This is a genomic window from Pelosinus baikalensis (genome assembly GCF_020819555.1).
Lineage (GTDB): Bacteria > Bacillota > Negativicutes > DSM-13327 > DSM-13327 > Pelosinus > Pelosinus baikalensis.
In genome coordinates this window covers 206,994-229,768 of the sequence record NZ_JAJHJB010000002.1, presented here as the reverse complement: position 1 = coordinate 229,768, position 22,775 = coordinate 206,994, and the positions used below count along the sequence as shown (strand labels likewise).

19 protein-coding genes are annotated in these 22,775 nt (G+C 41.3%); 18 read left to right on the top strand and 1 reads right to left on the bottom strand.

Features of this window, described 5'->3' with window-relative positions:
- Positions 1-26 precede the first annotated feature (26 nt).
- The 3 genes from LMF89_RS02555 to LMF89_RS02545 all read left to right on the top strand — a co-directional run bounded on the left by LMF89_RS02555 (position 27) and on the right by LMF89_RS02545 (position 2,535).
- A complete protein-coding gene (locus LMF89_RS02555) occupies positions 27-743 on the top strand; it encodes an aspartate/glutamate racemase family protein (RefSeq protein WP_229533758.1) in 717 nt (238 codons plus the stop codon).
- A 136-nt stretch (positions 744-879) separates the two neighbouring features.
- Positions 880-1,194, top strand: coding sequence for a pyrimidine/purine nucleoside phosphorylase (ppnP, locus tag LMF89_RS02550; protein WP_229533757.1), 315 nt, complete (start codon positions 880-882; stop codon positions 1,192-1,194).
- A 99-nt stretch (positions 1,195-1,293) separates the two neighbouring features.
- The gene (locus tag LMF89_RS02545) at positions 1,294-2,535 is read left to right on the top strand and encodes a GDSL-type esterase/lipase family protein (RefSeq protein WP_229533824.1); all 1,242 of its coding nucleotides are present in this window, start codon (positions 1,294-1,296) and stop codon (positions 2,533-2,535) included.
- A 234-nt stretch (positions 2,536-2,769) separates the two neighbouring features.
- Here the strand turns inward: LMF89_RS02545 and LMF89_RS02540 are convergent, their stop codons facing one another.
- Positions 2,770-3,636: a MurR/RpiR family transcriptional regulator gene (locus LMF89_RS02540; RefSeq protein WP_007958818.1), complete on the bottom strand. Its 867-nt coding sequence runs from the start codon at positions 3,634-3,636 to the stop codon at positions 2,770-2,772.
- A 785-nt stretch (positions 3,637-4,421) separates the two neighbouring features.
- Between LMF89_RS02540 and LMF89_RS02535 the strand changes: the two genes are divergently transcribed.
- The 15 genes from LMF89_RS02535 (at position 4,422) to ilvB (ending at position 22,665) form a co-directional block, all read left to right on the top strand.
- The gene (locus LMF89_RS02535) at positions 4,422-5,756 is read left to right on the top strand and encodes a GntP family permease (RefSeq protein ID WP_229533756.1); all 1,335 of its coding nucleotides are present in this window, start codon (positions 4,422-4,424) and stop codon (positions 5,754-5,756) included.
- A 179-nt stretch (positions 5,757-5,935) separates the two neighbouring features.
- Entirely contained in the window at positions 5,936-7,030 is a 1,095-nt protein-coding gene (locus tag LMF89_RS02530) for a zinc-dependent dehydrogenase (RefSeq protein ID WP_229533755.1), read from the top strand.
- A 207-nt stretch (positions 7,031-7,237) separates the two neighbouring features.
- A complete protein-coding gene (locus tag LMF89_RS02525; RefSeq protein ID WP_229533754.1) occupies positions 7,238-8,755 on the top strand; it encodes an FGGY-family carbohydrate kinase in 1,518 nt (505 codons plus the stop codon).
- Positions 8,756-9,787, top strand: coding sequence for a 2-hydroxyacid dehydrogenase (locus tag LMF89_RS02520; protein WP_229533753.1), 1,032 nt, complete (start codon positions 8,756-8,758; stop codon positions 9,785-9,787).
- A gap of 19 nt (positions 9,788-9,806) precedes the next feature.
- Positions 9,807-10,625 carry a Cof-type HAD-IIB family hydrolase gene (locus LMF89_RS02515; protein WP_229533752.1) on the top strand — a complete coding sequence of 273 codons (819 nt, stop codon included), beginning with the start codon at positions 9,807-9,809 and terminating at the stop codon, positions 10,623-10,625.
- A gap of 18 nt (positions 10,626-10,643) precedes the next feature.
- A complete protein-coding gene (locus LMF89_RS02510; RefSeq protein ID WP_229533751.1) occupies positions 10,644-12,176 on the top strand; it encodes a gluconokinase in 1,533 nt (510 codons plus the stop codon).
- A gap of 40 nt (positions 12,177-12,216) precedes the next feature.
- A complete protein-coding gene (locus LMF89_RS02505) occupies positions 12,217-13,179 on the top strand; it encodes a phosphoglycerate dehydrogenase (protein ID WP_229533750.1) in 963 nt (320 codons plus the stop codon).
- 144 nt (positions 13,180-13,323) lie between these two features.
- The gene (locus tag LMF89_RS02500; RefSeq protein WP_229533749.1) at positions 13,324-13,566 is read left to right on the top strand and encodes a carbonic anhydrase; all 243 of its coding nucleotides are present in this window, start codon (positions 13,324-13,326) and stop codon (positions 13,564-13,566) included.
- Positions 13,567-13,645: 79 nt separating this feature from the next.
- Positions 13,646-14,995, top strand: a complete 1,350-nt coding sequence (locus LMF89_RS02495) for a methyl-accepting chemotaxis protein (RefSeq protein WP_229533748.1) — start codon at positions 13,646-13,648, stop codon at positions 14,993-14,995.
- Complete coding sequence (locus tag LMF89_RS02490) at positions 14,988-15,782, top strand: DctP family TRAP transporter solute-binding subunit (RefSeq protein WP_229533747.1); 795 nt, start codon at positions 14,988-14,990, stop codon at positions 15,780-15,782. The genes LMF89_RS02495 and LMF89_RS02490 overlap by 8 nt, the downstream gene beginning before the upstream one ends.
- An 831-nt stretch (positions 15,783-16,613) precedes the next feature.
- Positions 16,614-17,159 carry an acetolactate synthase small subunit gene (gene ilvN / locus LMF89_RS02485; RefSeq protein ID WP_229533746.1) on the top strand — a complete coding sequence of 182 codons (546 nt, stop codon included), beginning with the start codon at positions 16,614-16,616 and terminating at the stop codon, positions 17,157-17,159.
- Between the two features lie 100 nt (positions 17,160-17,259).
- Positions 17,260-18,255 carry a ketol-acid reductoisomerase gene (ilvC, locus tag LMF89_RS02480; protein WP_229533745.1) on the top strand — a complete coding sequence of 332 codons (996 nt, stop codon included), beginning with the start codon at positions 17,260-17,262 and terminating at the stop codon, positions 18,253-18,255.
- A gap of 18 nt (positions 18,256-18,273) precedes the next feature.
- Entirely contained in the window at positions 18,274-19,800 is a 1,527-nt protein-coding gene (locus LMF89_RS02475; RefSeq protein WP_229533744.1) for a 2-isopropylmalate synthase, read from the top strand.
- 93 nt (positions 19,801-19,893) lie between these two features.
- On the top strand, positions 19,894-20,967 hold the full coding sequence (gene leuB, locus LMF89_RS02470; protein WP_229533823.1) for a 3-isopropylmalate dehydrogenase: 1,074 nt from the start codon (positions 19,894-19,896) through the stop codon (positions 20,965-20,967).
- Between the two features lie 24 nt (positions 20,968-20,991).
- Positions 20,992-22,665: a biosynthetic-type acetolactate synthase large subunit gene (gene ilvB, locus LMF89_RS02465; protein ID WP_229533743.1), complete on the top strand. Its 1,674-nt coding sequence runs from the start codon at positions 20,992-20,994 to the stop codon at positions 22,663-22,665.
- Positions 22,666-22,775: the final 110 nt, after the last annotated feature.

Genomic DNA, 22,775 nt, shown 5'->3' with positions numbered 1-22,775 from the left:
TTCATTTCGTTGAGGAGGGAGCTATTTTGAAAACTTGTGGTATTGTCGGCGGTATGGGACCAGAGGCAACCGCACTGTTTTATATGAAGATCGTCAAACAATTCGTACATACCAAAGGATATCCTCCCATTCTTATGTATAGTGTTCCCGAACCCTTTCAAATTGCCGATTGTTTTTTACAACGTAATGAAGAGGGAGACTTGCTAGAACAACTTGTGATTGAAGGCATTAAAACAATACATGATAACGTGGATTTTTGTGTAATTCCTTGTAATACAGCTCATATTTATATAAATGCAATTCGAGAGGTTTCAAAAGTTCCTGTTTTTAGTATCGTGGAAGAAACCTGCAGGCATCTTAAGCTGCATAAAATAAGAAAGGTGGGAATTCTAGCCACTACTGCATCTGTTGATAACCAGCTATACACAAGACCCCTGTACGAGAATAATATAATTCCAATATTGCCTATGACATATCAGCAAAAGACTGTGTCAGAAATTATATATCGATTGGTAAAAGGAGAAATCTTAGCACCTGACAAAGCAGCATTACTGACGATTATCGGCAGTCTAAAAGAAATGGGTGCCGAATGTGTGATATTAGCTTGTACAGATTTACCTATTTTACTTTCGCAGGATGATATTGATTTTCCTCTGTTTGATACCTTAGATATATTAGCAGAAGTAGCTAAAAATGCAATAATAGGTGAGTATACAGTTGGTAATACCCTAAGTACAGCTTAAAGAATATATAATTAGACTAGCTCTTAGAATTTCTAGCTTTTGCATTTGGTAATGAGTATGATACAATGAAAAAAGTAAAAAATATGGATCGCCTAATGCTGTATAATGAAGATGGGAAAGACAAGGGGGAATACGTGTGGATCAATTTAAAAATGTTACGATTGTAAAAAAGGCAAATGCATATTTTGAGGGGAAGGTAACAAGCCGAACAGTTCTTTTTGCTGATGGAACTAGAAAGACCCTGGGAATTATGCTGCCAGGCGAATATGAGTTTGGTACTGACGCTGCTGAAGTCATGGAGATTTTGGCAGGAGAACTAGAAGTATTGTTATCAGGTGAAAGTACCTGGAATGTATATACAGGCGGAGATCGCTTCCAAGTTCCGGCCAATTCACGTTTTTCATTAAAAGTAAAAATTGTTGCGGATTATTGTTGTTCCTATGAAGAATAATTCACGATAAGAATGTAGTAGATACATACTGTTGTCACAAGCGTATGCTTGTGGCAACATTTATTTTGGTATATAAAGAGAGGAGAAAGTTTTTTGAGAGTGTTAAGGATTATTTTTTTTAGTCTTGCGCTGTTTTTGGTAACGGTAAATGGCTATGCCCAAAACGATAAAATACAGCTTGTATGGCATAATGCTGAGGATGCAGTTATGTATGAATTGGAGGTCGCCAATTGTCCCATTAAGAATAATAAGAAAGCTTCTGCCAAGCAGATTGTTTATAGTACAACCAAGATTTCTACTCCTGGTATTGAATTGAATACAGCTTTATTTAAAGGCGAAAAACTAAAAAAGCTGTATTATCGTGTTCGTCCTTTAGATTTAGATAAGAATCCTCGTGCTGCTTTTTCAAATCCTATTGCTTTAAGTAAAGGGGTCCTTAATCCTGATAAGCCAACCATTACATCCAGCTTAAAAAAGAATCACCCCCTGCCGCTATATCCTGTATATTCATGGATACCAGTATTAGGAGCTGATTCTTATGAAGTGGAAATATTGAGTGCCCCGCCAGAGAAACCTAATGGCACGGAAGCATCAAAATATAGAATCCGTTCTTCTATACTACAAGGAGGATTTGGATTTGATTATTATGATACTCATGCCTATGTAGAGCCAGGGACGTTTTACTGGCGAGTACTTGCATTAGATGAGAATAAAAAGCCGATTGGCAAGTATTCTGATGCGAGCCCATTGACCGTGAAAACAGGCAGCCGAAAATGGGCTGTGTTTGGCGACAGTATTACTCATGGGGGTGGGGCCATTTCTAATCCGCCATCGGATGATCGTTTTGAATATGTCTCGTACTTGCCTTTTCCTGTGAAGAATTTAGGCAGAAGCGGAGATACCAGCGAGGCGATGGTGGAGCGTTTTGAACATGACGTACTTCCCTTTAAGCCTCAATATCTGTTTATTTTGGGCGGAACGAATAGTATTCGTGGTGGTGTATCTGGAGAAGAAGTCATTGAATCCCTAGAATCACTAAGGGAAAAATGTGAGGAAAATGGAATCACGCCTATTTTCTTGACGGTCCCCCCTGTAAATCCTGAAAGAATACAACGGGTATTTGATCAGTCAACCGCTGATAACTGGCAGGTGGAATTAGCGAAAGTGAATGAGTTTATTCGGAATCAACCCTATGCGATTGAAATTTATTCCCTGCTAGCAGATGAGAATGGAATACTTCCAGTAAAATATGCTCAGGATGGATTGCATCCTGACATCTCAGGTAAAAAAATTATGGCTGATTCCATCAAGAGTTTTTTAAAAAATCATCCCGAGCTGTAAAGCCGTACTGAATAATAATATAAAAAACACCGATTGCGAATTTTCGCATCGGTGTTTTTTATAAGTAGAGAACGTATAAGTTTTTAGGTGCGGAAAAGATGAGATTTTATGAACCACAAAGGCACAATGCCGCTAACGCGGCACGCAAAGGAGTGCACGAAAAATAAATAAAACCCTTTGTGTCCTTTGCGCCTTTGTGGTTCAAAACGGCTATGTTTTAAGTGAGCACTTTTCTTATAAACGAGTTTTAGCAATGGATTGACGAATCTTTTGCATATTGTGTGTAATTCGATCGGGTTGTCTTAACATGGCTCCAACATAAAGCACGTCAATGATTGCTAGATGAATTAAACGTGAGGACATTGCCTCGGATCGATAATTAATTTCTTTCGCCATACCGTTTAAAGTGATATTTGATATCTGGCTAAGGGGAGATCGGATGTGACTTGTGATACCGATAATCGTTGCGCCATTTTCTTTTGCAATTTTTACAGACTCCAGAACGCTTTGATTAGAGCCAGTATGAGATATGGCGATTACGACATCACCAGGATGCAAGAGTGAGGCAGAAATCGCTTGCATGTCCTGGTCAGCATAAGCTCTGACAGAAATGCCAAAACGTGAAAAGCGATGTTCCACATCGGCAGCGATGGGTGCTGAACCTCCTGTGCCGTAGACCTCAATGCGACGAGCCGCCAAGATTGCAGTGATTGCGTTTGATAAAGATTCTGCATGAATGATTTTTAGGGTGTCATGCAACGCCTCGTTGATATTTTGAAAAACTTTGCTGGCGACTTCGTCAATAGGATCGTCTGCATTGACTTCGTTGTATATGGATTCAAAGGGTTCGTATAAGTCGCTTGCTAAGGCTATTTTAAGACTTTGAAAACCTGGAAATCCTAATTTATTTTTGCAGAATCGTGAAATGGTAGCCTCGGCGCTCCCTGTAATTTCAGCCAGTTCGGTGATTGTCATATGAATGACTTCGGATGGATTGGAAATGATGTATTCTGCTAATTTTCGCTCTGTTTTAGTTAAGGATTGAAACATATTATGTATGAGTGCTAAGCACACGTTAGGTTTAGGCTCTCGTGTAGTCATATTTATCTCCTTATGAACCGTACTTTGTAAATGAAAATATTATATTGATCAAGGTATTTGCGAACTCAGAAGAACTCTTTGTGTAGCAAGGTTGTTTTACTATTGTGCAGATGAAAAAAATACATTAAATGTAAAGTCAACCGTTGACAATGTAAGTATAACAAATGACGGGGAAGTATAACAAGAATTCTTTATTGAAAATGAAAATAATATCAAAAAAACATAGAGTTTTATCCTTTTTAAGGTCGTATTTATCGTGTTTTAAAAAGTGAAAATAATTTTACAAAATGCAAATAAAATCAAAAAAGATACATAAATATGAATAAAAGAAGTTAAAAACAATAAGTGCTATTCAAAAAAAGTTTTTCTCTAATGCGGAAGATATTAAGAACAGCGTCTTACGTATTAATAAATATAGTTAAGATCTTCACCATGATAACACTGAAAAACTAAAATGAAAATAATTACGAATTGTATAAAAATATTGAAAATTACATTTAAAGTTATTGATTTTATTCTTTGCAAATTGTATAATACATATGAAAATAATTTTTAAAATATAATAATGATTGAAAATAATTTGCAAAAATGATTAAATAAGCCTGATCAATTATTTTTGCAGATATTCATAAGAATCGCTCCTCGTTTTTAAAACGGAGTTAAACAAAATAGAAAGGCGGTGGGAAGGGGTTAAATAACAGAATTTTCTTTGTTTAAGACAAGGAGGGATGAGGTTAGTCCCACGAAGGGAACAAAGCTAGTAGGATAAAAGAGGAGGAATATTAATGTTAATCGGAGTTGCTATTGCGGCTGTTCTTTTGCTCTTGCTTATGATTACTTATTTTAAAATTAATCCTTTTGTAACCTTAATGATTGTGTCGGTATTCTTAGGAGTGGCAGCGGGGATGCCCTTTGACAAAGTCCTTGCCTCCATTCAAGCGGGGTTAGGTAATACCCTTGGTTTTATTGCAATTGTTTTAGGACTTGGCACCATGTTGGGAAAAATGTTAGAAGAGTCTGGTGGTGCAGAAAGAATTGCCAAAACCTTGATTAACTTGTTTGGATTAAAAAAAGTTCACTGGGCAATGATGATTGTTGCCTTTATTGTTGGGATTCCTGTTTTTTTTCAGGTCGGTGTTGTACTTTTAATTCCTCTTGTATTTACGATTGCAAAGGAAACTGGAATTTCTTTGCTGAAAGTTGGCCTTCCTTTGGTTGCGGGGTTATCCATTGTTCATGGTTTGGTTCCCCCTCACCCTGCAGCTATGGCAGCTGTAGATATATTTAAAGCAGATGTTGGCAAAACAATATTATATAGTCTTATTGTTGGTTTGCCTGCGGCAGCTCTTGCCGGTCCCTTATTTGCCAGTTTTATTTCAAAACGCATGCGAGTGGTTGGGGTACCTGAAGGTTTTGCTGACCAGATTAAAGCAGGTCGGGAGGATCATGAAATGCCGGGATTCGGCATTACAGTTTTCACGATATTACTGCCCGTTATATTAATGCTATTTGCAACAATTGCTGATTTGACAATGGATCGTACGTCTCAGATGTTTGCGATTTTGAAATTCATCGGCAGTCCATTTATGGCCCTCTTAATTGCATTATTGTTTGCTTTTTATAGCTTTGGTTTTAGTCGTAATTTTAACTTGACGCAAATCGGTAAGTTCTGCGATCAATCGCTTCCAGCTATGGCCAGCATTTTAATGGTTATCGGCGGTGGCGGTGCATTTAATAAGGTATTATTAGATAGTGGTATTGGTAATGAAATCGCTAAGATGGCCTCCACGATGGGGTTAAGCCCGATTATGTTAGCTTGGACGATTGCAGCTATGATTCGTGTTGCTACAGGTTCCTCTACGGTTTCGATGATGACTGCAGCTGGTATCGTAGCACCTCTTGTTGCAAATTCGGCAGGCGTGTCCAAAGAAATTATCGTGCTGGCTGTGGGATCAGGAGCGCTGGTTCTTTCTCATGTGAATGATGCCGGGTTTTGGATTGTAAAGGAATACTTCGGTATGTCCGTTACTGAAACATTAAAAACATGGACAGTTCTGGAGACGATTCTTTCTGTATCTTCATTGATATTTATATTGCTTCTATCTAAGGTAGTTGCATAGAACATAAAGGTGTATGGACGTCCAGGTGTACATTAACTACAGCTGGACGTCCAACTATGGTGGAGAGATCGAATATAAGTTTAAAATAGATTCACTTATCATTAACGCTCATAAAAGAGTAATTTCGGTTCGATTTTATCAACTGTTGATTATTCTTATAAGACAAAGGAGGAAGTAGTATGAAAGCAGCGATATATCAAGGCATTGGAAAAATGACAGTTGAGGAGATTGAAACACCTCAGGTTCAGCCAGGAACTGTTTTGATTAAAGTAAAGGCTTGTGCAATTTGCGGCGGGGATTTAAGAACCTTTCGTCATGGCCATGCGGCGATTAAACCGCCAATTGTTTTAGGGCATGAAATAGCAGGAGAAATTGTAGAGGCAGCGCCGGATGTTACTGCATATTCGGTAGGTGATCGAGTCATCGTTGCACCAGGTATTGGGTGCGGAACGTGCTCCTATTGCTCATCTGGCTGGCAAAATATGTGTTATACACGCAAAACCATAGCCCATCATTATAATGGTGGCTTTGCTGAATATGTGCTTGTTCCAGCAGGTGGTGTCCGGGTTGGTAATATCAATCGTATTCCCGATGAGGTTACCTATTTGGAAGCGTCTCTTGCTGAGCCGCTGGCTTGCGTATTGAATGCTCAAGAAGTAATGAATATTGGTTTGGGTGATTCAGTGGCGGTGATCGGAGCAGGACCAATCGGCATTATGCATGCTGAGGCGGCCAGGGCAAGAGGAGCAGGCAAGATCTTTTTAATTAACCGGAGTCCCAGACGTTTGGAAGAAGCAAAGTCATTTGGCTTTGATGGATATATTGACCTGAGTTCCCAAGATGGGGCGAAGGCTGTGATGGAGCTGACAGGTGGCTTGGGAGCGAATGTAGTGATCGTCACGGCAGGTACACCAGAAGCTCAAGTTTTAGGTATTAATATGGCTAGCAAAATGGGCAAAGTTTGTTTGTTTGCAGGATTGCCTAAAGATCAGCCTGCGATTACAATCGATGCTAATTATGTACATTATCGGCAAATTGCTATTTATGGTGCATTTTCATCAGCGCCTCGGCATAATGCACTAGCCTTAGAGTTGATTCGTAATGGTAAGGTATCAGCTAAGAAAATTTTGACTCATTTAGTGACATTGGATGAGATCTGCCAAGGGATGGATCTGGTTACTAATCGGGCAGGGCTGCGTGTGTCGGTAACTCCATTCCTGGATGAACTTAAGGATGAGATTGACCAGCATTCTGGGATCATCGTTATAAAATAAATGTATAGCATCCAGTAAGAAAAACGCTACGCGTCCTTTAAAACATATAAAGGAAACCGAACCACAGAGAACACTCTGTGTCCTCTGTGTTCAACATTCTCCTAAACTTATAAATTCTATAAGAAATGAATATTGATTATTAGTCTGCCATGTGTAACCTTTACTTCAACGGATGTACAAAGAGATAAGAAGCAGGAGGGGAAGGAATTGGCTTGTTTAATCGGCATAGATATAGGAACTACGAATTGTAAAGCTGCAGCCTATACAGAAGATGGTATGTTTAAAGCAGTGGCTAGTCGTCCAACTGTGACTCACTATTTAGAAAATAATTGGGCCGAATTCGATCCTGGACAAATTTGGGATGCGGTACAGGATATATTACGAGATATTACCCGTCAATTGGGAGGAGAAAAGATTGATGGCATCGCAGTGGCTAGCATGGGGGCTGCTGGTGTTCTGCTTAATGAGAATGACGAATGGATACATCGTTCAATTGCTTGGTTTGATACCCGGACGGAAGGAATTGCTGCCGAGTGGCGCGAGGATTTTGGCAGTGAAGAAGTATTCAGCATTAGTGGTTTTGTACCGAATCCGATGGCGGGTATTACAAAAGTGCAATGGATTCGAAGGCAAAAGCCAGAATTGTTTAAAGGTGTGAAGCGATGGGTTTCCATGCAGGATTACATCGTGTACCGGCTTACTGGCGAGGCAGTAGTCGATTTATCCGTAGCTTGCCGGACGATGGCGGTTGATCTAAAGGAGCGCTGCTGGTCTGATAAGATTCTGGATCATGCACAGATCCCACGAGAAATATGTTCGACCATAAAACGTTCGGGAGAATTGGCCGGAACTGTAACAAGTCATTCAGCTGGTTTAACAGGCGTTGAGGCGGGAACTCCTGTTTTTGCTGGTGGGATGGACTATGTATGTGGCGCTTTTGCTTGTGGTTTGACGCAAAGCGGTCAAGTGTTAAGTGCTATAGGGACCAGTGAGCAGGTTCTTATGGTTGTTGATGAACCAGCTAATGATGTAAAGCATATTGATACCAACTTTACTTGTGTAAATTATGTTGTGGATGATAAGTATTATATCGCAGGTCAAGTCATTTCATCGGGTGTGATTTTAGATTGGTTTCGCACTGAAATGACCAAGGAGGATTTGACTACCTTGCTCGATGAGGCAGAAAAGTCGCCATTGGGAGCAAAGGGAGCGATATTATTGCCTCATTTCCGTGGGAAATATGCACCAGGAGCGGATCCCTTATCCAAGGGAGCACTCATTGGATTGACTACTTCTCATACAAGAGGCGATTTGGCAAGAGCGATCATAGAAGGACTCTGCTATGAATCTACAACGATTATAGAAGGAATACAAAAGATAGTAGATTATGAGATTGAGACTGTGAATGTAGTAGGGGGAGCAACAAAGTCACCTTTTTGGATGCAGATCAAAGCAGATATCTTAGGGAAACCTGTTGTTTGTTTAAATGTGCCTGAGGCTGTTACACTTGGTGCAGCAATGCTGGCTGGACTTGGTGCTGGGATATACAAAGATCCCGAAGATGCTGTACGACAAACAAGGCGTGATGATACGGTTTATCTTCCAGACTCAGTGAGGCATGAAGCATATCGTACCATGTTTGAAAATGTATATGAAAACGTTTATCCTGCGCTTCAAGGGATACATCACAAAATCGATGCTCTAATTAAGAAGGAGGAGAAATAAATGAAATTTTTAGTGGTAGGAGATCCAATGCTGACAGCAGATACGCTGGCAAAAGCAGTACGTGATGTCTTCGGCGATGAAGCGGTTGTAAAAGGGGTAGATTGGAAACCAGAAAGTGAGGAAGAATTTTGGTTCTTACGCAGTCAGGTTGAAAAATTTGGTCCTAGTGCCGGAAAACCTCCAGCGGAATTAATCGAAGCAGGCAAAGATGCCGATGTGATTATTACTCATCATACCCCATTGAATAAAGAGCTGATTGAGCAAAGCAGTGCATCTTATGTTGGAGTATGTCGTGCTGGCACCGAAAATGCAGATGTTAATGCTGCAACAGCAAAAGGCACTAAAGTAATGAAAACCATGGGGCGGAATGCAGAGGCTGTATCCGATTTTACGATTGCACTGCTGCTGTCGGAGCTGCGCAATTTGGCAAGGGGCCATGCTGCATTGATGCAGGGAGACTGGAAAAAGAAATATGCTAATTCTGGATTTATGGGTGATGTGCGTGAAAAAACGATCGGTTTAGTAGGCTTGGGTTATATTGGGCGTCTGGTTGCCCACAAATTGGCAAACTTTAATGTTCGCGTTCTGGCATATGATCCATATATCAAGGCGGAAGCGGTGCAAGGATCGGGAGTGGAATTAGTTTCACTAGAAGAACTATGCAGGCAATCTGATTTCATTAGTATCCATGCCAGACTTAGTAAAGATACGGCAGGTCTGATTGGCAAAGAAGCGCTTTCATGGATGAAACCAACGGCGTATTTGATTAATACTGCACGAGCAGGTTTGATTGATGAGAAGGCATTAATAGAAGCGTTGCAGAATAGGCAAATTGGCGGAGCGGCCCTGGATGTTTTTTGGACAGAACCAATAGCAAAAGAACATCCCCTGTTAACTATGGAGAATGTCACTTTGACCCCTCATTTGGCTGGTGCGACGAATGATACATTTGCTCAAACACCGTATTTATTATTGCGCGAATTGAAACGTGTTTTAGATAACAAAGAAACTTCCAGTTGGATTGTAAATTAATTTGTAGAGAGGTAGCTTTATGATGTATCCTCCTGTTCGACTGATTGCTCTTGATTTGGATGGAACGTTATTAGATGAAGAGAAAAAGATTCCCGATCAGGCTGTACAAATGATTGTCAAGGCCAAAGAGAAAGGAATCATTGTTACGCTGGCATCGGCAAGACCTTTTTGTTCTATGCTGCCTTATGCCCGCCAATTGCAGTTAGATACACCGCTGATTTCTCTGAGTGGTTCCTATGTGACAGATGAAAGAGAAGAAAGAATATGGCTAAAAAGACCGATGAATTTGCTGAAGTTTAGAGAAATGGTTCGCATTTTTGAAGAAGAAAACTATTATGTCAAAGTATATTTAGAGAATCAGCTTATTGTTCAGCAAGCCACCAAAGAAACTGTCAATTATTCTCGAATCTTTGGGGTGCCTTATACGGTCCTAGGTCCAAAGAAATTAAGAACATTGGAGAAGGCACCTCTGCGCATTGCATTATTTGATGATTCTATACGGATTCGAAATGCGCAGCAAATTTTAAAAACGTGGTCAGATGATTTTGCTGTGATTCGGGATACCGATCATGGTTTAGAAATTGTAGAACCGACTGTCAGCAAAGGAGCGGCTTTGAAAATAATCTGCTGCGGTTTGGGGATTCCTATGGAAAATGTGATGGCAATTGGAAATGAAGGCAGTGATATTTCAATGATTCGAGAAGCGGGTATTGGAATCGCTATGGGCAATGCCTGTGAGGAATTAAAGCAGTGCGCTGATGATGTAACAAAAACAAATGAAGAATGTGGTGTAGGATATGCAATACAAAAATTTGTTTTTAAAGAATCATTAAAATAGTGAGTAAGGATGATGAAGATGAAACCTTCTGTATGGATCGGTATCGATATAGGGACAACGGGAGTAAGAGCCGTGGCGTATCAAGCTGACGGGCAGTCTCTTTGTGCTGCTTCTCAGGACTATCCGCTGTATACTCCTCATCCCGGCTGGGCTGAGCAAGATCCTAATGAAATCATTGGTGCAATGGAAAGTGTCATCAGCGATGTAGTAACCTCGTTAACCCAATCTGGACGCAAGGCGGAAGGGGTTTCCATCAGTTCCGTATTTCACAGTTTTCTCGCCTATGATAAAGAGGGAGAGCCGACTACAACGCTAATGACTTGGGCAGACAACCGCAGCCAGGAAATTGTGCGAGAGATGAAAAGGATAGATCCCGATTTCCTGTCCATATACCGTCGTACAGGATGTCCGCTTCATCCCATGTACCCTATGGCTAAGATTGCTTGGCTTCGCAAAGAACGTCCTGAGATATTCAATCGCTCATCGTATTTTGGCTCGATCAAAGATTATGCCTTTCGAATATTGACTGGGCAATGGGTGGTAGATCGTTCGATTGCCAGCGGTTCCGGTTTGTATAATCTATTCAGCCTAGAGTGGGATCGGGAGTTGCTAACATATCTGTCTATTTCGGAAGAGACACTGCCGAATGTTGTATCGACAACATACAGCCAGCCCTTAAGAGGTGAGATGGCTCGCCGGACAGGTTTGCAGCCGGGAATTCCTGTAGTGATTGGTGCTGGTGACGGCGTATTGGTAAATGTAGGCATCGGTGCGGTAAGACCTGGGGATATGAGTGCTACGATTGGCACAAGCGGTGCAGTCCGTATGCTGACAGATAAACCGTGTACAGACGAAAAAGGACGGACTTGGTGTTACAATCTTACGGATACCGTATGGGTTGCAGGCGGAGCCATTAATAATGGTGGAATTGCACTGCGCTGGATGCGGGATCATTTTAGTGAGACAGAACAAAGAGTGGCAGAAAAACTTGGCATCGATTCCTATGAATTGATGTCTAGCTATGCAAAAAAAATAGCGCCGGGCTCAGAGGGGCTCATTATGCTTCCTTTCTTTACCGGTGAGCGAGCTCCAAACTGGAATGCGGACGCCAGAGGTGTACTGTTCGGTCTTACCCTGCAGCATGATAAACGACATATGATTCGCGCCACCATGGAAGGGGTATGTTATCGAATGAACAGTATCCTGCTTGCCCTGCAGGAAGTGACGGGACCGGCTCGTGAAATTAGGGTAAGCGGCAGCTTTATCAGGTCAGAATTATGGCTGCAGATTTTAGCTGACACGTTGAATCAGGAAATAAATGTCCCAAATGTAAACGAAGGGGCAGCTTTTGGTGCCGCGGTATTAGGCTTCGTTTCTGCGGGAATTTTGAAGGATATATCTTCTACGGCTGATTTTGTAACAATTGAAAAAACCTATAAGCCGGGAGCGTCGGCAGTTAAGTGTTACCAAGAACTATATGATATTTATAACCGTATATACTGGAATCTGCAGCAGGAATTCATGGATATTGCTGCGTTTGGTAAAAAATGATACATCTAAGATAGCCAATAATTGCTAGGGGGCATAGAGTATGGCAAAGGTATTAATTACGGCCCGTTCAGTTGCTGCTAATAAAGAAGGCAAGGCAATACTAGAAAATGCAGGGCATGAAATTATCACTCATGTTAGTGATGGTGTTAAGTCAGAGGCTGAGATGATTCGCATTATTCCCGGTATGGATGCGATTATTGCCGGTCTAGATGAAATTACTGACAAGGTTATTGAAGCAGGAGCGCCTGGATTAAAAATAATAGCCAGAAATGGTGTGGGATATAACAAAGTAGATGTAAAAGCTGCTGCAAAGCTAGGTATCCCCGTTACCCTTGCACCAGGAACTAATACCATATCGGTTTGCGAATTAGTATTCGGCTTGATGTTGTCTCTAGCAAGAGCAATACCGGGTCAGGATGCCCAAGTTCGTCAAGGCAGTTGGAAACGTAATTTAGGTTGTGAATTATATGGAAAAGTATTAGGGGTGCTGGGTACAGGGAATATTGGCAGCGAAGTGATAAAAAGAGCACATGCTTTTGGTATGGAAATTATAGCTTTTGATGTTTGGCAGAAACCTGAGTTATGCCAGAATTATAATGTGAGATATCTTTCCTTAGAAGAAGTAGTAGAAAAAGCTGACTTTTTAACAATGCATTTACCCGTTACCCCTGATACAAAGTGCCTTATTAATGAGCGTACTTTGACAAGCATGAAAAAGTCTGCTTTTATCATCAATACGGCTAGAGGTGAACTGGTAGATGAGAAAGACCTTTATATCGCATTGAAAACAGGAATGATAGCTGGCTATGGTGCGGACACTTTGACTCATGAACCGCCGGCACCGGATCATCCGCTGCTTACACTGCCTAATGTAGTGTTAACTCCTCACTGTGGAGCATACACGGAAGATGCTGTTACACGATGCAGCGTTACCGCCGCCCAAGAAGTTGTACGTGTTCTAAGTCATCAGGAACCTATGCATGCTGTTGCAGTAAATGCATAGAATAAAGGATTATCATATAAGAGTTACTAGTAAAGTGTTAGTAAAAAACGACTAAGGCTTGGATCGTATACTTGGCTCAATGAGCGCTTCTGATTCTATATCTGAAGCGCTCATTGAATAACTTTTGGAGTATTTTGTTGTCAAATGATGATATCCCCAGGCATGCTGAAACAAAAGATGCAAAACCGAGGGATTGATAAGAGGCAGATTCGTAAATTTGAGGAAGAAGCAATTGCTTGGCTGGACAAAGTTCACGATAGTGAGGAAGAGGTTAAGAAACTGGTGGATGCACTGCGTAAAACGACTATTATTCCAAGGAATGTTCCTATTCATGGACTGATGATTCATCCTGACACAGGTGAAGTATCACTTTTGACAGATGGTTAGTGCTTTGAAAGATTTGTTATGAATGATGTTATGCAACCATTTGTATTGTTAATGAACAAATCGGAGGAGGCGTTAGATTATGGAAGAAAAATATATGAAATTATTTTTTGTATTATCGCCCATATTAGTACTTGTTTTACTAATGTATATCATTTTATCCGGATTTGATGTGTATAGCATATTCTTAACGATTGGAGTTTTACTATCTTGTTCTTTCAACTCAATACTATTGCATCGAATCATTCGACCTTTGAAAATAGTTTCAGAACAAGCTTCCCGCATGAAGGATGGAGATTTGACAGTTTCGCTGGAATGTGCAGGTAATAACGAATTAGGAGAAATAACAACATCAATTAACTCTGCATTGGAATATCTACGTACACTCTTGGGTTTAGTGACTGATGAAGCGGCAGAAGTGTCAAAAAAAAGCGTAGAAATTGCATCTGTCTCGGATGGGACTAGTCGCGATATAAGGCTAATATCAATGACAGTAGCTGAACTTGCTTCAGGTGCTCAGGAAACGGGTACTATGGCGCAAAATGCTGCTAGCAAAACAGATCAAGTTTCTGAATTAGCAAAAAATACGGCAGCAGGGTTGCAATCTTTATTGCAAATTACACAGCAAATTGTGGCGTCAGTCCAACAGGGGAGCGAAGCAATAGGACGGTCGAGAAATATTGTCAATGAAATTGCAGCAACTGCTCAGTATAATGTACGCCTGGGTGGAGAACTTAAGGGGAAATCGCAAGAAGTAAGAGAAATTATCAAGCTTATCAATAGCATTACTGCACAAACGAATTTACTAGCATTGAATGCAGCGATTGAGGCAGCAAGAGCAGGAGAGCAAGGCAGAGGGTTTGCAGTTGTCGCAGAGGAGGTTCGTGAGCTTGCCAACCGATCTCGCCATGCGGCTGGTCAAATTAATGAAATTGTCGAAAGTATGCTTTCTGATATTGGACATGTAGTGGTAGCCTTTGAAACAACGCAGGAAAGTATGAATACAGGTGTAAATACAATTACGGAGGCGAATGTTAGCTTTGCAGATATAAGATCCGATATTGAGAAATCCCGTATTAAATTACAAGAGGTAACATTGCTTGCCGATAATCAGGCAGAAGCTGCTGCTGATTTGATGTCAACTGTGCACGGTGTGGCTGCGATTGCTGAGCAATCTGCTGCAGCAACGCAAACAGCGGCTGCTAGCAGCGAGCAAATCACCACGTCTGTTGCCCAAATCGCTAGTGGTACTCAACAGTTATCTCGTTTGGCCGGAAATTTGGAACAAGCAGTTTTTCGATTTCATTTTTCGAATACAAAAACCTTACGCGTTGGGTTTGAAATGACAGATAAGTCTGTATGCTATGCGGGTATGGAGAGATTTGGACAAATCCTGCATGAACGCACTCAGGGGCGTTATAGTTATGATTGAAAAGCTAAAAGAAGGAAGTCTAGAAATGACATATCCGGCTTTGCCGACGCTGGCAGGCTTAGATAAACGATTTATGATTTTTGATTTCCCATTCTTGATTAGAAATGAGAGCATAGCAGATTACATACTTCACGGACCTTTTGCCAGAAAACTGCTGGATATGCTTGATCAATACGGATTTTATGGTCTGACATTTGCTGAAAGCGGATTTCGCAATACGACCAACTCGCGGCACGCTATTAAGGGATTAGAGGATTTTCGCGGACTGAAGATTAGAACCATGCAGAATGATCTTCATATCGATACTTGGAAGGCTTTGGGAGCAGACCCAGTACCGCTGCCTTTTGCGAATTTATACAATGCTATGCGGTTAAAAGAGGTAGATGGTCAGGAAAACCCTATTGCTACGATCTATGACGATAAATTTTTTGAAGTGCAGAAGTTCTTAACGCTCACCAATCATGTGTATTCACCTTTTATACTGATGTACTCGAAGAAGCTATGGGACATTGTTCCAGCTGAAGATAAACCTATTATCGAGCAGGCTGCAAAAGAAGGTGCCTTATATACCACTGAGGTGAATCGGAAAAGGAAAAAGGATAATTTGCAAGCATTAGAAAGAAACGGTATGTCCATAGGGCAAATTAGTTCGATGGAGATAGCTAGAATTCAAGAAATGGTTAAGCCGGTAATTGATCGATATAAAAATCAAATTGGCAAAGAGTTGGTAAACGAGCTTTTTGCAGAGATAAAACAAGCAGAAGAAAAAACAGTATATAAAAGTTAAAAATGGTCTAAATACTTCGAATTTTTATTTGTTGCTTATATTTAAAATGATTACGATATTTATTCATGCTATTTTAATAATAATACAGTAGAGAACCCTTGCTGTCCTTTTAAAACACAAAGGAATAGTAAGGGTTTTCTGCTATGCAGGTATATATTTGGGAGGAATTAGCTGGTCATTAACCCGGCTGACTGAATTGGATTCTGCTTAGCAAGCAATGGGATGTTTTCTCTATACTGAGGAATATGAAAAGGTGCAATACATTTTTCTTTTAAATATTATGGTAAAACAGTAAAATAATCTTGCTTTTTCTCTGTGATGACTGGTATAATGGCTTAAAATGTTACACATAGGTAGTCATGTAGAATAAGTTTGTATTTCTGTGAAGGATATTTTCCTTATTTGTTCATGCTGCAGGTTCATATTTACTGAAGGAGGACTTGTATGCATTGGCATGAGAATGTTTAAACTATGTATAATCTGATGTGTAATCGCCAATAGGAAAAGGTGACCGGTAAAAAGAGTTGAGTATACAGCCGATTGGTCTTGGCAATAGAGTAACGTTGTCGTTTGAAGTGTAAAAAAAAGTTACAACGTCGTAACGAGAAAGAGTATCTAGGGTTCCGCTGTAAAAAGGACTGGACCGAGCGATACAAATGCGCGTATGCGGATTACACCGTGAGTATAAAAGACTCTGCGGAAATTTTCTCACTGCTGAAGCCTGTCGTATACATGATTGTTTCAGCAAAGAATAGACAAATCTATTCTTATAGTGGGAACCTTTCGGTGGTTTTTTTGTTTTTACTAAGCAATAAAATGGAGGTGGATGGAATGGGTCATCATACAATCTCAATTTTAGTACTGAATCAATCGGGGGTATTGGTACGAGTAGCTGGAATGTTTTCTCGCCGAGGGTTTAATATTGAAAGTTTAGCCGTAGGTACTACTCATGTCCCAGAATACTCGCGTATTACAGCGGTCATGCAAGGGAGTGACGCGATTGTAGCACAGGTGGTGAAGCAATTAGAAAAATTGGTAGAAGTAAGGGCCGTAGAGATCCTGCCTGTTAATACCGCAGTCGTAAGAGACATGGCGATGATAAAAGTCAAGGCGGAGCAAGATAAGAAGTTAGAAGTTTTGCAGCTGGCAGAAACTTTTGGAGCCAAGGTCGTGGATATTTCAAATGAGACTCTAATGGTAGAAATAACTAGTGGGAAAACCAATACGGATGCATTAATTGATGCTTTATCATCCTATGGAATCTTAGAAATGATTCGTACAGGCGTTGTTGGCTTGCAACGAGGTGACTGTAGTATCTATGAAAAAGAAAAATGTGAAATTAGTGATTTATTCGATGCAACCCAAGTTAAGGTATAGGGCAAAACCACCTCTCAAATTCTAAAGAGGCTAGCTCTAGAAAAGTAAGAGGCTGTTTTATATAACATAAGAATATTAAAATGTAGGAGAGATGATGAAAATGAGTAAAATGTATTATGACAAAGATGCGGTAGTAGAATTAATTACAAGAAAAACGGTGGCGATTATTGGTTATGGAAGCCAAGGGCATGCTCATGCACTGAATTTACATGATAATGGAGTAAAAGTAATTGTAGGTTTGTACGAGGGCAGTAAATCTTGGGAGAAAGCAAAAAGTGATGGTCTAGAGGTTCAGGAAGTTGCTCAAGCAGTAGCTGCTGCTGATGTCGTTATGATTTTAGTTCCTGATGAAAAACAAGCTAAAATTTACAAAGAGCAAATCGCACCAAATTTGAAAGCTGGCTCTGCCTTGGCTTTTGCCCATGGCTTTAATATTCATTTTAACCAGATTACTCCGCCAGCGGATGTAGATGTATTTATGGTGGCTCCTAAAGGTCCTGGGCATTTAGTGCGCCGTGTATTCCAAGAAGGCGGCGGAGTGCCATGTTTGAAGGCTGTATATCAAGATGCGTCAGGTCAGGCCGAAGCTTTATCCTTAGCTTATGCATGGGGTGTTGGCGGTACAAGAGCAGGAGTATTGACAACTACTTTCAAAGAAGAAACAGAAACAGATCTTTTTGGTGAGCAAACTGTCTTGTGCGGTGGTACTACTGCTTTAGTAAAGGCCGGTTTTGAAACGTTAGTAGAAGCTGGTTATCAGCCTGAGATTGCTTATTTTGAATGTTTGCATGAATTGAAATTGATTGTAGACCTTATGTATGAAGGCGGTATGGCAGCTATGCGTTACTCTATCAGCGATACGGCTGAATATGGTGATTATATGGTTGGTAATCGCATTGTAACAGATGCAACAAAAATAGAAATGAAAAAAGTCTTAACAGAAATACAAAACGGTGTATTTGCGAAAAACTGGATTTTGGAAAATCAAGCAAATCGTCCTGAATTTTCTGCAACTAGACGCCGTGAAGCAGAGCATCAAATTGAAACAGTGGGTAAAGAATTGCGCGGTATGATGAGCTGGCTGAAGAAAAAATAGTAGGACAGAGGTGTTGGTATGGAACGCAGAATTAAGATTTTTGATACCACACTACGTGACGGTGAGCAGACGCCTGGCGTATGTTTGGATATGCATGAAAAACTGGAAATTGCCCGAAGTCTGGTTAAATTAAATGTGGATATTATTGAAGCTGGTTTTCCCATTGCTTCTCCAGGGGATTTTAAAGGTGTCAGTCAAATTGCAGAATGTATAAAAGGCCCTGTAATTGCAGGCTTATCAAGAGCCAATAAAAAAGATATTGATGCCGTGGTGGAAGCTTTGAAGAAGGCTGAGCGTCCTCGGGTTCATACGTTTATAGCCACTAGTGATATTCACATGGAATATAAATTGAAAATGTCCCGGGATCAGGTTTTGGCGGCTACAGAGGAATCGGTTCGCTATGCGAAACAATTTATCGAGGATATTGAATTTTCCGCGGAAGATGCTTCTCGGTCAGACTGGGGTTTTCTCTGCCAGGTATATGGCAAAGCCATCGCAGCAGGTGCGACGGTTATTAATGTACCTGATACAGTAGGGTATACAACACCTGATGAATACGGTGCCTTAATTCGTCATTTACGGGAACATGTGCCTGGTATTGATAAGGTCGATATTAGTGTTCATTGTCACAATGATTTAGGATTGGCTGTGGCCAATTCTCTGGCTGCTGTGCAAGCTGGTGCTAACCAAGTGGAGTGCACGATCAATGGATTGGGTGAACGGGCTGGAAATGCTGCATTGGAAGAGCTGATTATGGCCTTTTATACTCGCCGTGATTACTATAAAGTAACCACTGGCATTGATACAAAACAAATTTATCGTGCCTCTACGCAAGTGAGTGCATTAACAGGTGTGGATGTGCAGATTAATAAGGCAATAGTTGGTGATAATGCTTTTGCTCACGAGTCTGGCATACATCAACACGGTGTTATGAATAACTCGCTAACCTATGAAATTATTTCTCCTGAAGTGATTGGCATGAGTCGTAATTCCATTGTGCTGGGGAAACATTCCGGCAGACATGCTTTTGAAGAACGTCTAAAGCAGCTGGATTATAATTTGGACAGTGAAACAGTTAATATGCTGTTTGCCAAATTTAAGGACTTGGCGGATCGCAAAAAAGTGGTGTTTGATCAGGATATTGTAGCCTTGATTATTGACAAACCTTCTGTCCATCCTGCCTGGTATCGTTTAGTTTCTTATCAAGTCGTGAGCAGCGGCAGTGCAAATGCTGCAACAGCTTCTGTGCGATTAGAGACAAGTAATGGTATCACGGAAGAGGCGAGCTGCGGTGATGGTCCGGTAGATGCAGTATTTAAGGCGATTGAACAGGCGGTAGGTTTTGCTATTGGCTTAAAAGATTATCAATTAAAAGCCATTACTGCTGGCGAAGATGCTTTAGGGGAATCGACTGTATGGATCGAGTACAATGGCGCTGTATATAATGGACGAGGTTTAAGCACAGATGTGATTGAAGCAAGCGCCAGAGCGTATATTAATGCGATTAATAAACGATTGACAGCATGTGGTTATCCCGAGGCTTAAGAAAGTCACCGCGGAGTGATGCTGGTGAAGTAAATAGTAGCTGCAGGATTATTTCATGCTGCAGTTGATTTAGTAGGTCAAGGAGAAAAAATGATGAGTGAGAAACGAATTGTTGTGATCCCTGGTGATGGTATTGGGGAAGAAATAACAACAGCTGCTGTCTGTATACTAAAAAAAGCAGCAGGTAAGAGTGGAATACAATTGCATGTTGAGCGTCACTTGGCTGGCGGCGCGGCCATCGATGCTTATGGTCTTCCTCTGCCTGATAGTACCATCCAGGCAGCGAAGAAGGCAGATGCCATACTTCTTGGAGCGGTTGGCGGTCCTAAGTGGGATCAGGTTGCTCCGGAAATTCGAGCGGAAAAAGCGATTTTAGGATTGCGCAAAGAGTTGGGGCTATATGCGAACCTGCGGCCCATCCGTGTAGCAGAAGCATTAATTGAATTTTCCCCCTTAAAACCAGAGGCAATTTCTGGTGTGGATATTTTATTAGTACGAGAATTAAATGGCGGTATTTATTATGGCGCGAAAAATGAAGCGGCAGTGGTAAACGGTGTGGAGCAAGCATCGGATCTAGAAATATATAGCACTCCTGAAGTGGAGCGGATTGTAAAGCTGGCCTGCCAGGCAGCTCAATTACGGCGCAAACAGGTAGTATCTGTAGATAAAGCCAATGTCTTGGCTTCCTCACGTTTATGGCGTAAAACAGCGCAAAAGACTGCCGCACAGTATCCTGATGTCAATTTGAGTCACCTTTATGTTGATAATTGTGCTATGCAGTTAATTTTGGCACCAAAGCAGTTTGACGTAATTGTAACTAACAACCTGTTTGGCGATATATTAAGTGATGAAGCTGCTGTTCTTACAGGATCTATTGGCATGCTGCCGTCGGCTAGTCTTGGCGATGGTACGGGCTTATATGAACCGATCCATGGTTCGGCTCCTGACATCGCAGGTAAGGGCTTGGCCAATCCGGTGGGGACCATCTTATCCGCCGCCATGCTTCTTCGTTACTCATTAGGTGCCGAAGAAGCAGCGGCAGCAATTGAAAAAGCCGTGGATCAAGTCTTGGTTCAAGGATATCGTACAGCCGATTTGTATAAACCTGGTTCAACTAAAGTTTCAACGGAAGAAATAACGAGTTTGATTGAGAAACAACTTGGTTAACATCTTCGTTAGGAGGTGACTTGTATGAAGATATCTGGTGCCCAGGGGATCATAGATTGTTTATTAGAGCAAGGAGTCGATACGGTTTTTGGTTATCCTGGAGGACGTATTCTGCCCCTGTATGATGCGATATATGAAGGAAAGATACGCCACATCCTTACGGTGCATGAACAAGGGGCTATCCATGCGGCAGATGGTTATGCCCGTGCTAGTGGCAAGGTAGGAGTTTGTATCGCCACCAGCGGTCCGGGAGCTACCAACTTAGTAACTGGTCTTGCGAATGCCTATTTGGATTCAGTACCCTTAGTCGTTATCACGGGTCAAGTTTCTACAGATCTAATTGGTGCTGATGCATTTCAAGAAGTGGACATCACTGGGATTACGATGCCGATAACGAAACATAATTTTCTAGTTAAAGATGCTGCAACCTTACCGGAAATCATGCGTTTTGCTTTTCGGATTGCCTCTTCAGGACGTCCGGGTCCTGTACTGATTGATATACCCAGTGATATTCAAACAAACCTGTTTACCTTCAACAAAGAAGAAGATCAGGAAAAAAACAAACCTAAATTTCAATGGGAATTATCAGAACTGGGAAGTTCGCTGATCGATAAGGCGGTAGCAGTGCTGGAATCAGCAAAACAGCCTGTAATGATCGTTGGCGGCGGTGTAGTTTCATCTGGTGCTTATGAACAGGTTGTTGCCTTAGCTGAAAAGATGAATGCTCCTGTTGTGAGCACTCTGATGGGGCTGGGATCATTTTCTTCTGAACATCCATTATTCTTAGGATTAACAGGGATGCACGGACATAAAAGAGCCAATCTTGCCGTTCATGGTGCTGATGTGGTAATCGCCATCGGCAGCCGCTTCAATGATCGGGTAACAGGTAATAAGTTTAAATATGCAGAAGGAAAAACGCTAATTCACATTGATGTAGATCCTGCCGAATTGGATAAGAATGTTTCCACCCATATTCCTCTGGCGGGAGATGTGAAGCAATTGGTAACGACACTGCACGAGCGGATGAAGCCTCTTAATCCCTGTCTATGGTGGAATGTGATCCAGGAATGGAAACAAGAATTTGCAGCAAAACCGGATGGAAATGATCTTTCAGCCACATGGATGCTAAAGCAAGTAGCTGAAAGAACAAAGGGCAAACCATTCATTTTTGCGACAGATGTAGGGCAGCATCAAATGTGGGCGGCTCAGAATCTCCACATCGAGACCCCTCGTTCTTGGATTACTTCTGGCGGCTTAGGTACGATGGGATTTGGTCTTCCTGCTGCCATTGGTGCTCAGGTAGCCATGCCGACGAAGCGGGTGATCGCCATTGTCGGTGATGGGGGCATAAAAATGACGGGTTGTGAACTCTTTACCGCAGCGAGTCAGGGATTGCCTTTGATTACGATTATTGTGGATAACAGTTCTTTGGGAATGGTGCGTCAATTACAGCAGCTGTTTTATAAACAGCGGTATTCGGAGTCTTTATTGCCGGTGCCGATGGATTTTGTCTGCTTTGCAAAAGCCTTTGGCATTGAAGGTACATTGACTACAACGCAAGAAGAATTCTTAGCAGCATTTTCCGCTGCAGTGGAAAGCAACTGTCCTCGGGTGATTATTGTCAAAATCCCCACGGAGCAGATCGTTACCCCCATGCTGAAGCCGAATTCACCACTGGATACATTTATGGATATATAGTAAAACAAAGAGACCTAAGCACTGTAGCTTGGTCTCTTCGTTTATAGTATCATTGGAATGTATGATAAAATTATTAAACCATAAATTTTACGAACCACAAAGACGCAATG

Excerpts from the sequence above, each read along its gene's own strand:
- LMF89_RS02540 (WP_007958818.1), bottom strand. The coding sequence starts at position 3,636 with ATGACTACACGAGAGCCTAAACCTAACGTGTGCTTAGCACTCATACAT.
- LMF89_RS02535 (WP_229533756.1), top strand. The coding sequence starts at position 4,422 with ATGTTAATCGGAGTTGCTATTGCGGCTGTTCTTTTGCTCTTGCTTATG.
- LMF89_RS02530 (WP_229533755.1), top strand. The coding sequence starts at position 5,936 with ATGAAAGCAGCGATATATCAAGGCATTGGAAAAATGACAGTTGAGGAG.
- LMF89_RS02520 (WP_229533753.1), top strand. The coding sequence starts at position 8,756 with ATGAAATTTTTAGTGGTAGGAGATCCAATGCTGACAGCAGATACGCTG.
- LMF89_RS02515 (WP_229533752.1), top strand. The coding sequence starts at position 9,807 with ATGATGTATCCTCCTGTTCGACTGATTGCTCTTGATTTGGATGGAACG.
- LMF89_RS02510 (WP_229533751.1), top strand. The coding sequence starts at position 10,644 with ATGAAACCTTCTGTATGGATCGGTATCGATATAGGGACAACGGGAGTA.
- LMF89_RS02505 (WP_229533750.1), top strand. The coding sequence starts at position 12,217 with ATGGCAAAGGTATTAATTACGGCCCGTTCAGTTGCTGCTAATAAAGAA.
- LMF89_RS02500 (WP_229533749.1), top strand. The coding sequence starts at position 13,324 with ATGATGATATCCCCAGGCATGCTGAAACAAAAGATGCAAAACCGAGGG.
- LMF89_RS02495 (WP_229533748.1), top strand. The coding sequence starts at position 13,646 with ATGGAAGAAAAATATATGAAATTATTTTTTGTATTATCGCCCATATTA.
- LMF89_RS02490 (WP_229533747.1), top strand. The coding sequence starts at position 14,988 with ATGATTGAAAAGCTAAAAGAAGGAAGTCTAGAAATGACATATCCGGCT.
- ilvN (WP_229533746.1), top strand. The coding sequence starts at position 16,614 with ATGGGTCATCATACAATCTCAATTTTAGTACTGAATCAATCGGGGGTA.
- ilvC (WP_229533745.1), top strand. The coding sequence starts at position 17,260 with ATGAGTAAAATGTATTATGACAAAGATGCGGTAGTAGAATTAATTACA.
- LMF89_RS02475 (WP_229533744.1), top strand. The coding sequence starts at position 18,274 with ATGGAACGCAGAATTAAGATTTTTGATACCACACTACGTGACGGTGAG.
- leuB (WP_229533823.1), top strand. The coding sequence starts at position 19,894 with ATGAGTGAGAAACGAATTGTTGTGATCCCTGGTGATGGTATTGGGGAA.
- ilvB (WP_229533743.1), top strand. The coding sequence starts at position 20,992 with ATGAAGATATCTGGTGCCCAGGGGATCATAGATTGTTTATTAGAGCAA.